Genomic DNA, 13,327 nt, shown 5'->3' with positions numbered 1-13,327 from the left:
ATGCGTCATGTCCTTGAAGATCTTCCTTATTGCGCTCGCCTGCCTGTCGGTGTGCGGCGTCGCGCAAGCAGCCGACGATTGCTTCAACGAAGCCGCGGCGTATCAGGGCGTCAACCCATGGGTGCTGCGCGCGCTTGCGTGGTACGAATCGAAGGGCGACGCGGGCGCGATACGCCAGAACGCAAATGGTTCGATCGACGTGGGTCAGCTGCAGATCAACTCGATTCACTTCGACGACCTCGCGCGCGAAGGCGTGCCGCATCGCGCGCTGATCGATCCGTGCGTGAACGTGTACGTGGCCGCCTGGCTGCTGAAACAGAAGATGGTCAAGCACGGCAATACGTGGCGCGCGATCGGCGCTTACCACTCGGAAACGCCAAAGCAGCGCGATGCGTATGCGCGTGGGATTCAGAAGGTGCTGGTGGCGTGGGGGCAACTGCCGTCCACGCCATGAGGATGCTCGCGAGCCGCGCATCGCGAGCCCGGCGAGCAATAAAAGCCCTATAAAAAAGCCTTCAAACGATCCGTGCCCCGCCGCGATACGTCGCGCGCGGCACCGGCAGCTTATCGAGCATCGTCACGCGCACGAAGTCCCCGCGCAAACCCGCTTCGATCGCGCCGCGGTCGTGCAAACCGGCGGTGCGCGCCGGTTCGGCGGAGACCGTCGCCATCGCTCGCGGCAAGGTCCAGCCGGCTTTGTCGACCAGTTCGAACACGGCGGTCATCAGGCTCGACGGCACGTAATCCGACGACAGGATATCGAGCAAGCCGGCTCGCGCCAGTTCGAGCGCCGAGACGTTGCCCGAATGCGAGCCGCCGCGCACGATGTTCGGCGCGCCCATGATGGTCGAAATGCCGTGTGCGCGCGCGGCCTCGGCGGCGATGCGGGTGGTCGGGAATTCGGCGAGCACGATGCCTTCCTCCTTGGCCTGCTCGACGTGTTCGATCAGCGTGTCGTCGTGGCTCGCCACCGGAATGCCGAGGCGGTTGCAGCGCGCGACGATCTCGCGGCGGTGCGTATCGGCGTAACGCGCCTGTTCGACCGACAGTTCGGCGAGCGCGGTCGCGACGTGTTCGTCGCTCAGCTTGCCGTTGCGTTCCTGGAAGCGGCGCCATTGCTCGCGGTCGTGCCACTGACGCTGACCCGGCGTGTGATCCATCACCGAGGCGAGCCGCAGCAGCGGATGCGCGCACAGCGAGTCGAACACTTCCACGACGTCGGCGGTGGCGATTTCACAGCGCAGATGCAGGAAGTGTTCGGCGCGCAGCAGCTTGCGCTCGGAAAACCGTGTGAGCGATGCGGCGCATTGCGTCTGCAAGTCGCGGCCCCGCAGCCCCACGTTCGTGCGCGAGCCGATGGCGAGCGCATCGAACACCGTGGTGATGCCGGCCGCGGCCACTTGCGCGTCGTGGATCACGAAGGCGGCATCCGTATTCCATTGCACGCCCGGACGCGGCGCGAGATGCTTCTCCAGATTGTCCGTGTGCAGTTCGATCAGACCGGGCAACAGATAGTCGCCGTCCCAATCTTCGGCTTCGCGCGCGCTGGTCGTGCCGCGCTCGACGTCGCGAATCACGCCGTCTTCGACGCGTAGCACGCCGGTGAATACTTCGTCTCGCGTCACGATGCGAGCGTTCCTGATCAACATCGACTTGCTCCGTAGTCAGTCAGACTTGAGTGTGGCTGTGTGGTTGCTGTGTTGACGCCGCATGCGTCAGTGTAGTGCCGTTTGGTGTCACTTAGTGACGCAGCGGCGGCTGCAGTTCCAGGCGGCGCGTGGCCACCTTGCCGCGCGTATCTTCGTCGTGAAAGATCCCGACGATCGCCGCGCCGCGCTCGCGCGCTTCGACGATCAGATCGGCGACCACGTCGCGGTTTTCCGCGTCGAGCGAGGCCGTCGGTTCATCGAGCAACAGTAGCGGATGCTCCGCGATCAGACCACGCGCGATATTCACGCGCTGCTGTTCGCCGCCCGAGAACGTGGCGGGCGCGAGCGACCACAGCCGTTCCGGCACATTCAATCTGGCCAGCAGCGCGGCGGCGCGCGAGCACGCTTCGTCTTCTGGCACGCCGCGCGAGAGCAGTGGTTCGGCGACGAGCGTGAGCGTCGGCACGCGCGGAATCACGCGCAAAAACTGGCTCACGTAACCGACCACGCCACGGCGCAGGCGCAGCACGTCGTGCGGTTCGGCGCCGGTGATCGACACGGGCCGGCCGTCATTCGCCGCATCGCGAATCGCAATCGAGCCGCGGCTTGCCAGGTAATTGCCGTACAGGCAGCGCAGCAGCGTGCTCTTGCCCGCGCCCGACGGTCCGACCAACACCACGCACTCGCCGCGCTCGACTTCGAGCGAGACGCCCGCGAGCGCTTCGATCTGCACGCCGCCCTGGCCATGCAAGATAAACGTCTTGCCGATGCCGACCGCGCGCAGCATCAGCGCCGCGTTGTCGATGAACGCGCGCTCGCCGGCGCGCGCTTCACTGCTTGTTTCAATGGATCGCATTGTGAGCCTCAAACCGGCAGAACCGAGGAAACCAGCGTTTGCGTGTATGGGTGCTGCGGATCGTCGAGCACCTGATCCGTCAGGCCCGCCTCGACGACTTCGCCACCCTGCATCACCATCAACCGATGCGCGAGCAAACGCGCGACGCCGATATCGTGCGTGACGATCAGCACCGACAGATGCAGCGTGGATGTCAGCGTGCGCAGCAGATCGAGCAGACGTGCCTGCACCGACACGTCGAGACCGGCGGTGGGTTCGTCCATGAAGACGAGTCGCGGACTGGTGACGAGATTGCGCGCGATCTGCAAGCGCTGCTGCATGCCGCCCGAAAACGCAGCGGGAAATTCGTCGATGCGCGAAGCGTCGAGTTCGACGCGCTCCATCCACTGCGTGGCCGCGTAACGGATATCGCCATAGTGACGCGCGCCGACGGCCATCAACGGCTCGCCGATATTCGCGCCGGCCGAGACGCCGCTGCGCAGTCCGTCGCGCGGATTCTGCTGGACGAAGCCCCACTCGGTGCGCATCAGCAAGCGGCGGCGCGGTTCGGACAACGCGAGCAGATCGAGCTGGTCGCCATGCGTGGCCGTGTAGTGAAGCGAGCCGCTGTCGGCCGCGGTTTTGAGCGCGAGCGTGTTGAGCAGTGTGGTCTTGCCCGAGCCGGATTCACCGACGATGCACAACACCTCGCCCGGATACAGATCGAAGCTGACGTTTCTGCAGCCGTTGCGGCCGCCGTATTGTTTGGTGAGCGAGCGGGCGCTCAGAAGCGGCGTCATGCGGGCTCTCCTTTGCGTGCTTCGCGTGCCGGCAGATCGAGATCCGCGTCGCCGCGGCGTTCGTGGCAGTAGTCGCTATCGGAGCAGACGAACATGCGTTTGCCGGCGTCGTCCACGATCATTTCGTCGAGAAAGCTCTCCGTCGATCCGCACAGCGCGCACGCGTGCTGCCACTTCTGCACTTCGAACGGGTGATCGTCGAAGTCGAGGCTGCGCACCGGCGTGTACGGCGGAATTGCGTGAATGCGCCGTTCGCGGCCGGCGCCGAACAATTGCAGCGCGGGGTTCATATGCATCTTCGGATTGTCGAACTTCGGAATCGGCGAGGGCGAGGCGAGGTAGCGATGGTTGACGATCACGGGATAGTCGTAGGTGGTCGCGATGCTGCCGTGATGCACGATATCCTCGTAAAGCTTCACGCTGATCAGACCGTAGTCGGCGAGCGCATGCAGCTTCTTGCATTCGGCGACGCGCGGTTCGAGTCGAAACAGCGGCTCGGGCATCGGCACCTGATAGACGAGAATCTGCTTGTCGGTGAGCGGCGCTTCGGGAATGCGGTGACGGGTCTGGATGATCGTCGCGTCGACCGTGCGGCGCGTGGTCGCCACGCCGGTGGTGCGCGCGAAGAAGCGGCGGATGTTGACCGCGTTGGTGGTTTCGTCGGAGCCCTGATCGATCACCTTCAGCGTGTCGTGTTTGCCGATGATCGCCGCGGTCACCTGAATGCCGCCGGTGCCCCAGCCGAACGGCAGCGGCATTTCACGCGAGGCGAACGGCACCTGATAACCCGGCACGGCGACGGCCTTGAGCAAGGCGCGCCGCAGCATGCGCTTGGTCTGTTCGTCGAGGTACGCGAAGTTGTAGCCGTCGGCAGCGCTGTCGTATGACGCGGTGGACGCGGTGGCGAGAGATGTGTCGGGCGCGTTCATGCTGCCTGCTCCTGCTGAGCGTTGGGTTGGTCCTCACTCTGCATGGCGTGCTGCGCACGCAAACGGCGCACGAGTTCCAGCTCCGATTGGAAGTCGACATAGTGCGGCAGCTTCAGGTGCTGCACGAAACCGGACGCTTCGACGTTATCGCTATGCGAGAGCATGAATTCGATGTCCTGCGTCGGCGAGGCAAGCGTTTCGCCGAGTTCTTCGGCGCGCAACGCGCGGTCGACAAGCGCCATCGCCATCGCCTTGCGCTCCGAGTGGCCGAACGCGAGACCGTAGCCTTGCGTGAAGGTTGGCGGCACCGCGCCGCTGCCGGCGAACTGGTTGATCATCTGGCATTCGGTAATGTCGATGTCGCCGATTTCGACCGTTTCGCCTAGTTCGTCGAGTTCCATTTCCACGGCGATCGTACCGAAGCGGATCTCGCCCGCGAACGGATGGGAGTGCGCATAGCCGCGCTGCGTCGCGTAACCCATCGCGAGTAGGAAACCTTCGTCGCCGCGCGCGAGATTTTGCAGGCGTGTGGCGCGGCTCGCGGGAAAGGCGAGCGGCTCGCGCGACAGATCGCCGGGTTCAGGCGCATTCGGCGTGGGACGTTCCTGTTCGATCAACCCTTCCTTGTCGAGCAGACTGACGACGCGCGGCATCGCTTCCGTTTCCACTGCGGCGACTTGATTCGAAGGTGACGGCGCTACGCTAACAGCCCCATCGCTTTCAGCGAGCAACGCGAAATCCAGCAGACGCTGCGTGTAATCGTACGTCGCGCCCAGCAACTGCCCGCCGGGCACGTCCTTGAAGGTCGCCGAAATGCGGCGCTCCACCTGCATCGCTTCGGTATCGATCGGCTGCGTGTAGCCGAAACGCGGAAGCGTGGTGCGATAGGCGCGCAGCAGGAAGATCGCTTCCACCAGATCGCCTGCGGCTTGCTTGATCGCGAGCGCGGCGAGTTCTTCATCGTAGACCGAGCCTTCGGTCATCACGCGCGCCACTGCGAGGCGCAATTGTTCGCGAATCTGCGCGACGCTGAGTTCGGCCAGCCGCGTGTCACCGCGGCGTGCCTTGTCGAGCAGACGCCACGACGCTTCGATCGCGCGTTCTCCACCCTTGACGGCAACGTACATCAGTTCACCTTCGCTTGAGTTGTGCGCGGCAGGCCGATCAGGCGCGCGCCGCAGACGAGATAACAATCGACGCCGCAAGGAAAGAGCGGCGCGAGCGCGGCGCGTTCGCGCCAGAAATGCTCGGGCAGGCCGACCGGCGCAATCGTCGTTGTGTGCTGGATGCCGGGGCCGCTCAGCACGATCGGTGCGCCGCCCGTCAGCGCGTCGACGCGGATCAGCAGCGTGACCGATTGCTCGGGCGATTCCGCCGCGCCGAGCGCGAAGCTTTCCAGCGGCGGCAACGCGCCTGCGTCGTGGATATAGGCGAACGCGGCTTGGCCCGGTTCGTCGACGAGCGGCGCGCCGGTGTGAAAGCGCAATGCCGAACCCAGCGCCGTATCGGGTTGCGCGAGCCACACGGGCGTCGCGTAGTCGCAGAGCGCGAGCAGCGCGGCGAAGGGGGCGAGCTCGGTGCGTGTGGCCCGCCCTTCGGGCAGCACGTTCTCGATCACGCCGACCGTGCCCGGCCGCGACAGCGCGTCGAGCAGAGTGCGAAACACCGCCTGGGTGTCGTGTACCGGGTCTGCGAAACCCGGCGCTAAGGTGGATAACGCGGTAGACAATGCAATCTGTGAGTTTTCCATCAGTCGCCCCGGACCATCGTAAAGAATTCGACGCGCGTGGCCGCGGCGTCCTGTTGCCGCCCGGCGCGTTTCGCGGCCTGCTGCGTGGCAAACGGCTCGATCAGTTGCTTATGCAAGACGGCGTGATGCTCAGGCATTTGCAGGAGCGCGTCTGCGAACGCAGCCAATTCGGCGCGGCGGCGGTCGCGGCCCAGATGGCACGCCACGCCGACAGCCGCGGCGGCATCGCCCGACGCGCGCAGACGCAAGGTGGCGCGCGTTACCGTGGCTTCGCCGAGATTGAACGGATCGCCGCTGCCGCCGACGCGCCCGCGCACCATCGCAAGGCCGATCTCGGGTGGGCGCAGCCAGTCATACGTCGGAGTGGGGATGTCCCGCAGTGCGCGCTCGAGCGCGGCTTCGAGATCGGCGCGCGGCGTGCGGGCCAGGACGGCCATCCATGCGCGCCGGACAGCCGGTGGCGGAGCGGAGGAAGGCGAGGCGGAAGTGGCACTCATCGAATTTCCTGTTGATCCAGCGAGTAGACATTTGACCATCTATTCATCTAAACGTCTAGACGTTTAGGGGTATGCTTGTCGAGCCGTGTAGCGCATGCCGGCCGTTTCACATTTCCATCACGGCTTGCGCACTACAATGCACGTCATAGAGAATATTTGAACCCAAGGGAATGACAGCACCATGACATCGAACGACAACGCGACGCCGGGCACGATGCTCGAACGCGGCGCGGGCGTTGCCGTGTGGCGGCAGATCGAGCAGATCCTGGCGGCGGAGATCGCCGCCAGCGGTTTCGGCGAAGAAGGGCGCCTGCCGAGCGAGGGCGAACTCGCGAAACGCTTCGACGTGAACCGGCATACCGTGCGCCGGGCCATGCTGGGTCTCGCGGCGTTGGGCCTCGTCAGCGTCGAGCAGGGGCGCGGCACCTTCGTGCAGCCCGGCGCCATCGACTATACGATTGGCCGCCGCACGCGGTTTACAGAAAACTTGCGCCAGCAGCATCACGCCGCGGCGGGCACGATGTTGTCGGCCGCGCGCGTGAAGGCCGAGCCGAGCGTCGCGAAGGCGTTGAGCCTGCGGGCCGGCGCGTCGGTCTACCGGATCGAATCGCTGCATGAATCCGACGGCGTGCCGCTCACGTTCGCGCGCAACTGGTATCCCGCGGTGCGTTTCGCGGACCTGCCGGAGGTGCTGGAGCGCACCGGCGGCATCACCAAGGCCATGGCGGAATTCGGCGTGAACGACTATCTGCGCAAGTGGAGCCGTATAGGCAGCGTGCTGCCCGAGCCGGAGGTGGCGCGGCGTTTGAATATCAACCGTCAGCAACCGGTGCTGTGGGTCGAAAACGTCGATGTCGATCTGCAAGGCACGCCGGTCAAATACGGCTTCACGCACTTTGCCGCGGACCGTGTGCAACTGCTGGTGGAGCACGACTTATGAGCGGCGCCGCATGGGGTGCCGAAGCTCGTTTCGCTGTGTATTACGCGCCGTCGCGTGAATCGGCGTGGTGGCAGGCCGGCTCGGCGTGGCTCGCGCGCGACGCGGAAAGCGGCGAGCGCTGCGAATCTCCTCAACCTCCCGAGTTGTCGCGTCCACTCGCAGAACTCACCGAAGCGCCGCGCCGCTATGGTTGGCACGGCACATTGGTCGCGCCGTTTCGACTCGCCGACGGCGTGACGCAGGCACACGTATTGCAAGCCACGCGTGAGTGGGCGCGGAACCAAAGCGCATTCGCGTTGCCGGTGGAAGCCGCGACGCTCGGCGATTTCGTGGCATTGCGGCCCGCCGATGCGCAAGGCGAAGCCAGCATCCGCGACGTGGCCACGAGCGCGCTGCAAACGCTCGATGCCTTGCGCGCGCGGCAGTCCGCGGCCGATCTGGCACGCCGTTTGGCGGCCCCGCTCAGCGAACGGCAACGCGCGTTGCTGATCGAATGGGGTTATCCGTACGTGTTCGACGAATTCCGATTTCACATGACGCTTTCCAGTTCACTCGCCGACGCGCAGGAGCGCGCCACGCTGGTCGCATGGTGGCAGGCGCGAACGGCCGCGCTCGGGCCGCTGCTTGTCGATCACGCCGCGCTCTTCGTCGAACCGGCTCCCGGCGAGCCGTTCGTGCTGTGGCAACGTATGCCGTTCCGGACCGACGAGGTGAAATAACAATGACAGGTCGTTTGATCTATGTAATGGGGCCGTCCGGCGCGGGCAAGGATTCGTTGCTGGAGTTCGCGCGCAAGCACTTGATGGGCGAGCCGATTCTGTTTGCGCATCGCTACATCACGCGGCCGAGCGGCAATGGCGAGGCACACGTGGCGTTGAGCGTCGAAGAGTTCGCGGCGCGTTCCGTGCTCGGCCTGTTCGCGCTCGAATGGTCGAGCCACTCGCTGCGCTATGGCATCGGTATCGAACTAGATGTGTGGCTGGCACGCGGCTGCACGGTAGTCGTCAACGGCTCGCGTCAGCATTTGCAGCATGTGCTGGCGCGTTATCCGAATACGGAAGTGGTGCACGTGGACGCCGCGCCGCATATTCTCGAAGCCCGGCTCGGCGCGCGGGCACGCGAATCGGCGGAACAGGTGGCGGCGCGGCTCGCGCGCCGCGCGCCGTTCTCGTTGCCGGATGGCGTGCGCTGCACCACGATCGACAATTCCGGCGAGCTGAACGAAGCCGGGCATGCGTTGATTGCGTTCCTCAAGGCGGAAGCCGACGTTCAGTAAGCCGTATTATTCGGCCATCGCCATGCGTTCCCGCGTGGCGTCCTGCAGGCAGGACACGAACTGCAGGACGGCCGGCGTCGGCAGCAGGCCGCGCCGCGAAATGATGCTGAGATCGTAGTTCGGCAGCGCCTCTTCGATCTGCGCGACGCGGATGCCGAGCGGCGCGACCATCTGCGCGAGCGGCCGCGTGAAGCAGCCGATCACATCGGTTTGCGACACCAGTCCGAGCGTCACCGCGAACGACGACGGCGCGCGCACCAGCCGCTTCGGCACCGGCAGGCCGTGCGCGTTGAACATCGCCATCATCACGCTGTGCGGGAAGTGATCGGCGCCCACGGTCACGATCCACTCCGCGTCGAGCAGTTCATGCAGGCGCGTCACGTTGGCCAGCGGATGCCCCGCGCGCATGGCGACGACGAACTGCGTCGAATAGAGCGGCGCTTGCACCAGATCGCTGTCGAGCGCCTGCACGTGATGGATCGCCGCGATATCCAGCGCGCCGTTGCGCAAACGCGCGACGGCGTCCGGGATCGTCACTTCTTCCAGATGCAGATTGACCAGCGGCATCGCGCGGCGAAACTTCGAGACCGCATGGGGCAGCGCCGTGAGCGCGATCGACGGCATGGTGCCCACGCTGACCTTGCCGGCCAGTTCTCCCTTCACCTGTTCGACGGCTTCGACCGTGCGCCGCATGTCGCCCAGCAACTGCTCGGCGCGCGGCAGCAGCGCGAGCCCGCACGCCGTCAATTCGATGCCGCGCACGCTGCGCACCATCAGTTCGGCATTCAGCGCGCTTTCGAGCTCGCGGATCGTATGCGTGACGGCCGGTTGCGTCACGCCGAGCTCGCGCGCGGCGGCGCGCAGACTGCGGTGATGGGCGGCGGCGACGAACGCCTGCAACTGCTGCGGTTTCATTGGGGTAATCCCGTATATAACGCTTGTTAATCGGGGTGAAAAAAACAGCATCTTATTCGAACAAAACGGCGTGGCTATAGTGCTCGCCTGTTGGCCGCGTTTTGATGCGGCCATGAATCCATGGAGCCCTAGAGATGAGCGAAGCCGCGCGTTTTACCGAAGTGTCCGACCTGGCGCCCGCCGCCGACAGCCTGCGCGAGATTCGCCATCACATTCACCACCACCCGGAACTGGCCTACGAGGAGCACCAGACGAGCGCACTGGTCGCCGAGAAGCTCGAGCAATGGGGCTGGCAGGTCACGCGCGGCGTCGGCCAGACGGGTGTGGTGGGCACGCTGAAGGTGGGCGACGGCAAGCGCAGCATCGGCATTCGCGCCGACATGGACGCGCTGCCGATCATCGAGCAAACCGGCCTGCCGTATGCGAGCGGCACGCACGGCAAGATGCACGCATGCGGCCACGACGGGCACACGACGATGCTGCTCGGCGCCGCGCAACGGCTCGCGGCCACGCGCAATTTTTCCGGCACGGTGCATCTGTACTTCCAGCCGGCCGAGGAGAGCGGCATCGACAGCGGCGCGCTGAAGATGATCAACGACGGCCTGTTCGAGCGCTTCCCCTGTGACGCCGTGTTCGGCGTGCACAACCATCCGGGCGAAGAGCCGGGCGTGCTGCTGTTCCGCAAAGGGCCGTTCATGTCGGCGGGCGACAAGGCGATCATTACGATTGAAGGCGTCGGCGGCCACGCGGCGCGTCCGCATCTCACGGTCGATCCGGTGGTGGTGGCGGCGAGCATCGTGATGGCGTTGCAGACGATCGTCGCGCGCAACGTCGATCCGTCGCAACCGGCGGTGGTGACAGTCGGCTCGATGCATGCGGGCACCGCGAACAACGTGATTTCGAGCAGCGCGAAGCTGGAGCTGAGCGTGCGCTCGTTTAGCCCCGAAGTGCGCGCGCTGCTGAAGAAACGCATTACCGAGCTCGCCGAAAGCCAGGCCGCGAGCTACGGCGGCAAGGCGGTGGTGGAGTACATCGAAGGCTATCCGGTGGTGGTCAATTCGGATGCCGAAACGGACTTCGCGGTGGAGGTGGCGCGCGAACTGGTCGGCGACGACAAGGTGGTCGCGCAGACCGACATCCTGATGGGCAGCGAAGACTTTGCCTTCATGCTGCAGAAGCGGCCGGGCACGTTCCTGCGCATCGGCAACGGCGCGGGCGAAGACGGCTGCATGGTGCACAACCCGCACTACGACTTCAACGACCGCAATTTGCCGGTCGGCGCGGCGTTCTGGACGCGGCTGGTGGAGCGCTATCTCGGCCAGTGATCCGGTGCGGCGAGCCGCGCCTGAGTCGAGTCCCACAACCATAACGACGAGGAAGACCACGCGATGAGTACCACGACCAATGCGAGCCACGCCGTTCAGGCGAGCCGGCCCGCCAGCCGCGGCGCGATCGCCGCCGCGGTGATCGGCAACTGGCTCGAGTTCTTCGACTTCACCGTGTACGGGTTTTTTGCCGTGATCATCGGCAAGCTGTATTTCCCGTCGGCGGATCCGACTACGTCGTTGCTGCTGTCGGTGGCGACCTTCGCGGCGGGCTTCATCACGCGGCCGCTCGGCAGCGTCATGCTCGGCGTGTACGCGGACCGCAAGGGCCGCAAAGCCGCGCTCAATCTGACCATCATGCTGATGGCGGTGAGCACCGGCCTGATCGCGATCGCGCCGACCTATGCGCAGATCGGTCTCGCCGCGCCTTTGCTGATCGTGCTGGCGCGTCTCGTGCAAGGCTTCTCGCAAGGTGGGGAGTTCGGCGCGGCCACATCCACACTGCTCGAACAGGGCGGCGGCACGCGGCGCGGCTTTCGCGCGAGCTGGCAACTGGCCACGCAAGGCGGCGCCGCGCTGATGGGCTCGGGCATCGCGGCGGCGCTGTCTGGCGCGTTGCCGAAAGAGTCGCTGGAAAGCTGGGGTTGGCGCATTCCGTTCCTGCTCGGCGTGCTGATCGCGCCGGTCGGCATGTACCTGCGCCGCCGCTTGGCCGACGACGCGGCCAGCGCGCACAGCCACGCCATCGAGCGCGGCGTGCTGCATGAACTCTTCACTAGCCATTTGCGCCCGCTCATCCTGATCACGCTGACGGTGATGGGCGGCACGGTCTCGACCTACATTCTGACCTTCTACATGCCGACCTACGCGATCCACACGCTCGGCCTGCCGATGTCGCTGTCGATGCTGGTGGGCGTCGCCTCGGGCTTCGTGATGCTGATCACGTGTCCGCTCTTCGGCATGCTGTCGGATCGCATCGGCAGCCGTAAGCGGCCTATCCTGTTCGGACGCGGCGTGCTGGTGCTGCTGCTATTTCCGGCTTTCATGCTGATCAACCGCTTTCCGCAGTTGCCCGTCATCATGTCGCTGACCGCGCTGATGCTGCTGTTCTACTCGATGGGCTCGGCGTCGGAATTCGCCTTGATGTGCGAGTCGTTTCCGCGGCGCGTGCGCGCCACCGGCATTTCGATCGCGTATGCGTTGAGCGTGTGCGTGTTCGGCGGGACCGCGCAACTCGTCGCGACCTGGCTGATCAAGCTGACCGGCAGCAAGCTGGCGCCGGCCGGGTATGTCGCCGCGTGCGTCGTGGTGTCGTTGATCGCGGTCTCGATGTTGAAGGAAACGGCGGATAAGCCGATCGATTGATTGCTCGAACAGGGCGCCGTCATGACGCGGCGCCCACGACCGGAATTACCCGCGCCGTGCCACCATCTCCGAGACGGTTTGCGCGGCGTGCTGCAGCGGCTCCAGAAACGCCTTCACCATCTGCTTGGCCGAATTGCGCTGCGCATTGCCGCTGATATTCATCGCGGCGATCACGCGTCCCTGGCGATTGCGGATCGGCGCGGACAGGGAAATCAGTCCGCCTTCCAGTTCCTGATCGACGATCGCCCAGCCTTGGCGGCGCACCTGCGCGATCAGCTTCTTCAACTCTCCCTTGTCGGTGACCGTGCGCGGCGTGTGCGCGTAGAGCGGCGCCGAATTCAGGGTCGTCTCGAGCGTTTCCTCGTCGAGCGCGGCGAGCAGCACGCGGCCCATCGACGTGCAATAGGCTGGCAGCCGGCTGCCGATCGACAGGTTGATCGTCATGATTTTGTGAGTCGGCACGCGCAGCACGTAGACGATCTCGGTGCGGTCGAGCACGGCCGCCGAGCAGCTCTCGTGGACCTGCGCCGACAGTTGTTCCATCACCGGCTCGGCGAGGTTCCAGAACGGCATGGAGGTCAGATACGCGAAGCCGAGATCGAGAATCTTCGGCGTGAGGCGGAACAGGCGCCCTTCGGCCTCCACATAGCCGAGCGTTTGCAGGGTCAGCAAAATGCGGCGTGCGCCGGCGCGTGTGAGGCCGGTGGCGGCGGCGACGTCTGTGAGCGTCTGTTCGGGGCGCGTGGCGTCGAACGCGCGGATCACCGCGAGGCCGCGCGCGAACGACTGCACATATGAGTCGCCCGGTTTGTCCGGGGCCGGTTCGGCGCTGACGGGAACGGCGGAAGACGGCGGCAGGGCTTTGCTCATGGGCCTTGAAGGATGCATTCGAGGAAGGGCGGACCCGCGCCACGCTTGAATCCCCCGCGCGGCGCGCTAAAGGCGTGACGATAGCTTAAGCCTTCTGTTTCGCCAACTTTGCGGCCCGATGCACAAAAATCCCAGGGTTTGCATGGATGCAGCCGACATCTAAAATTTGTATGATG

General features: G+C 65.3%; 15 protein-coding genes. 6 read left to right on the top strand and 9 right to left on the bottom strand.

Annotation, left to right across the window (positions count from 1 at the left end; genetic code table 11):
• The first annotated feature begins 7 nt into the window (after window positions 1-7).
• Window positions 8-454 (top strand): lytic transglycosylase domain-containing protein, encoded by a 447-nt coding sequence (locus P0D80_RS05320; protein WP_408281834.1) that lies wholly within the window; start codon window positions 8-10, stop codon window positions 452-454.
• A gap of 61 nt (window positions 455-515) precedes the next feature.
• Here P0D80_RS05320 and P0D80_RS05315 read toward each other — a convergent pair whose 3' ends face one another.
• From P0D80_RS05315 to phnG, 7 genes are all read right to left on the bottom strand, one after another.
• On the bottom strand, window positions 516-1,649 hold the full coding sequence (locus tag P0D80_RS05315; RefSeq protein ID WP_408281832.1) for an alpha-D-ribose 1-methylphosphonate 5-triphosphate diphosphatase: 1,134 nt from the start codon (window positions 1,647-1,649) through the stop codon (window positions 516-518).
• Between the two features lie 91 nt (window positions 1,650-1,740).
• Complete coding sequence (phnL, locus tag P0D80_RS05310; RefSeq protein WP_408281830.1) at window positions 1,741-2,505, bottom strand: phosphonate C-P lyase system protein PhnL; 765 nt, start codon at window positions 2,503-2,505, stop codon at window positions 1,741-1,743.
• A gap of 8 nt (window positions 2,506-2,513) precedes the next feature.
• Entirely contained in the window at window positions 2,514-3,284 is a 771-nt protein-coding gene (gene phnK / locus P0D80_RS05305) for a phosphonate C-P lyase system protein PhnK (RefSeq protein ID WP_132382240.1), read from the bottom strand.
• A complete protein-coding gene (locus P0D80_RS05300; RefSeq protein WP_408281829.1) occupies window positions 3,281-4,213 on the bottom strand; it encodes an alpha-D-ribose 1-methylphosphonate 5-phosphate C-P-lyase PhnJ in 933 nt (310 codons plus the stop codon). The genes phnK and P0D80_RS05300 overlap by 4 nt, the downstream gene beginning before the upstream one ends.
• On the bottom strand, window positions 4,210-5,340 hold the full coding sequence (locus tag P0D80_RS05295; RefSeq protein ID WP_408281827.1) for a carbon-phosphorus lyase complex subunit: 1,131 nt from the start codon (window positions 5,338-5,340) through the stop codon (window positions 4,210-4,212). Before P0D80_RS05295 ends, P0D80_RS05300 begins: the two co-directional genes overlap by 4 nt.
• A complete protein-coding gene (gene phnH, locus P0D80_RS05290) occupies window positions 5,340-5,963 on the bottom strand; it encodes a phosphonate C-P lyase system protein PhnH (protein ID WP_408177028.1) in 624 nt (207 codons plus the stop codon). Before phnH ends, P0D80_RS05295 begins: the two co-directional genes overlap by 1 nt.
• A complete protein-coding gene (gene phnG / locus P0D80_RS05285; protein ID WP_408177029.1) occupies window positions 5,963-6,460 on the bottom strand; it encodes a phosphonate C-P lyase system protein PhnG in 498 nt (165 codons plus the stop codon). The genes phnH and phnG overlap by 1 nt, the downstream gene beginning before the upstream one ends.
• 181 nt (window positions 6,461-6,641) lie before the next feature.
• On the opposite strand from phnG, the gene phnF reads away from it, so the two are divergent.
• Genes phnF through phnN form a run of 3 tightly spaced genes read left to right on the top strand, consistent with a single transcriptional unit; the run spans window position 6,642 to window position 8,676 of the window.
• Entirely contained in the window at window positions 6,642-7,400 is a 759-nt protein-coding gene (phnF, locus tag P0D80_RS05280) for a phosphonate metabolism transcriptional regulator PhnF (protein ID WP_408177031.1), read from the top strand.
• Window positions 7,397-8,119 (top strand): DUF1045 domain-containing protein, encoded by a 723-nt coding sequence (locus tag P0D80_RS05275; protein WP_408281824.1) that lies wholly within the window; start codon window positions 7,397-7,399, stop codon window positions 8,117-8,119. The genes phnF and P0D80_RS05275 overlap by 4 nt, the downstream gene beginning before the upstream one ends.
• 2 nt (window positions 8,120-8,121) lie before the next feature.
• Window positions 8,122-8,676 carry a phosphonate metabolism protein/1,5-bisphosphokinase (PRPP-forming) PhnN gene (gene phnN, locus P0D80_RS05270; protein WP_132382253.1) on the top strand — a complete coding sequence of 185 codons (555 nt, stop codon included), beginning with the start codon at window positions 8,122-8,124 and terminating at the stop codon, window positions 8,674-8,676.
• A gap of 6 nt (window positions 8,677-8,682) precedes the next feature.
• On the opposite strand, the gene P0D80_RS05265 is transcribed toward phnN, so the two are convergent.
• The gene (locus P0D80_RS05265; RefSeq protein WP_132382255.1) at window positions 8,683-9,591 is read right to left on the bottom strand and encodes a LysR family transcriptional regulator; all 909 of its coding nucleotides are present in this window, start codon (window positions 9,589-9,591) and stop codon (window positions 8,683-8,685) included.
• Between the two features lie 134 nt (window positions 9,592-9,725).
• On the opposite strand from P0D80_RS05265, the gene P0D80_RS05260 reads away from it, so the two are divergent.
• The gene (locus P0D80_RS05260; RefSeq protein WP_408281822.1) at window positions 9,726-10,916 is read left to right on the top strand and encodes a M20 aminoacylase family protein; all 1,191 of its coding nucleotides are present in this window, start codon (window positions 9,726-9,728) and stop codon (window positions 10,914-10,916) included.
• A gap of 63 nt (window positions 10,917-10,979) precedes the next feature.
• Window positions 10,980-12,281 (top strand): MFS transporter, encoded by a 1,302-nt coding sequence (locus P0D80_RS05255; RefSeq protein ID WP_408177035.1) that lies wholly within the window; start codon window positions 10,980-10,982, stop codon window positions 12,279-12,281.
• 45 nt (window positions 12,282-12,326) lie between these two features.
• Here P0D80_RS05255 and P0D80_RS05250 read toward each other — a convergent pair whose 3' ends face one another.
• Complete coding sequence (locus P0D80_RS05250) at window positions 12,327-13,151, bottom strand: IclR family transcriptional regulator (RefSeq protein WP_408281820.1); 825 nt, start codon at window positions 13,149-13,151, stop codon at window positions 12,327-12,329.
• Window positions 13,152-13,327: the final 176 nt, after the last annotated feature.

Source organism: Paraburkholderia sp. RL17-373-BIF-A (genome assembly GCF_046030175.1).
In the GTDB taxonomy this organism is placed as follows: domain Bacteria; phylum Pseudomonadota; class Gammaproteobacteria; order Burkholderiales; family Burkholderiaceae; genus Paraburkholderia.
This window is presented reverse-complemented; position numbering and strand designations above follow the sequence as displayed.

What these genes read in the sequence shown, in the direction of transcription:
- P0D80_RS05250 (WP_408281820.1), bottom strand. Translation starts at nt 13,151, where the DNA reads ATGAGCAAAGCCCTGCCGCCGTCTTCCGCCGTTCCCGTCAGCGCCGAA.
- phnN (WP_132382253.1), top strand. Translation starts at nt 8,122, where the DNA reads ATGACAGGTCGTTTGATCTATGTAATGGGGCCGTCCGGCGCGGGCAAG.
- P0D80_RS05265 (WP_132382255.1), bottom strand. Translation starts at nt 9,591, where the DNA reads ATGAAACCGCAGCAGTTGCAGGCGTTCGTCGCCGCCGCCCATCACCGC.
- P0D80_RS05300 (WP_408281829.1), bottom strand. Translation starts at nt 4,213, where the DNA reads ATGAACGCGCCCGACACATCTCTCGCCACCGCGTCCACCGCGTCATAC.
- phnH (WP_408177028.1), bottom strand. Translation starts at nt 5,963, where the DNA reads ATGGAAAACTCACAGATTGCATTGTCTACCGCGTTATCCACCTTAGCG.
- P0D80_RS05260 (WP_408281822.1), top strand. Translation starts at nt 9,726, where the DNA reads ATGAGCGAAGCCGCGCGTTTTACCGAAGTGTCCGACCTGGCGCCCGCC.
- phnK (WP_132382240.1), bottom strand. Translation starts at nt 3,284, where the DNA reads ATGACGCCGCTTCTGAGCGCCCGCTCGCTCACCAAACAATACGGCGGC.
- phnG (WP_408177029.1), bottom strand. Translation starts at nt 6,460, where the DNA reads ATGAGTGCCACTTCCGCCTCGCCTTCCTCCGCTCCGCCACCGGCTGTC.
- P0D80_RS05275 (WP_408281824.1), top strand. Translation starts at nt 7,397, where the DNA reads ATGAGCGGCGCCGCATGGGGTGCCGAAGCTCGTTTCGCTGTGTATTAC.
- phnF (WP_408177031.1), top strand. Translation starts at nt 6,642, where the DNA reads ATGACATCGAACGACAACGCGACGCCGGGCACGATGCTCGAACGCGGC.
- P0D80_RS05295 (WP_408281827.1), bottom strand. Translation starts at nt 5,340, where the DNA reads ATGTACGTTGCCGTCAAGGGTGGAGAACGCGCGATCGAAGCGTCGTGG.
- phnL (WP_408281830.1), bottom strand. Translation starts at nt 2,505, where the DNA reads ATGCGATCCATTGAAACAAGCAGTGAAGCGCGCGCCGGCGAGCGCGCG.
- P0D80_RS05255 (WP_408177035.1), top strand. Translation starts at nt 10,980, where the DNA reads ATGAGTACCACGACCAATGCGAGCCACGCCGTTCAGGCGAGCCGGCCC.
- P0D80_RS05320 (WP_408281834.1), top strand. Translation starts at nt 8, where the DNA reads ATGTCCTTGAAGATCTTCCTTATTGCGCTCGCCTGCCTGTCGGTGTGC.
- P0D80_RS05315 (WP_408281832.1), bottom strand. Translation starts at nt 1,649, where the DNA reads ATGTTGATCAGGAACGCTCGCATCGTGACGCGAGACGAAGTATTCACC.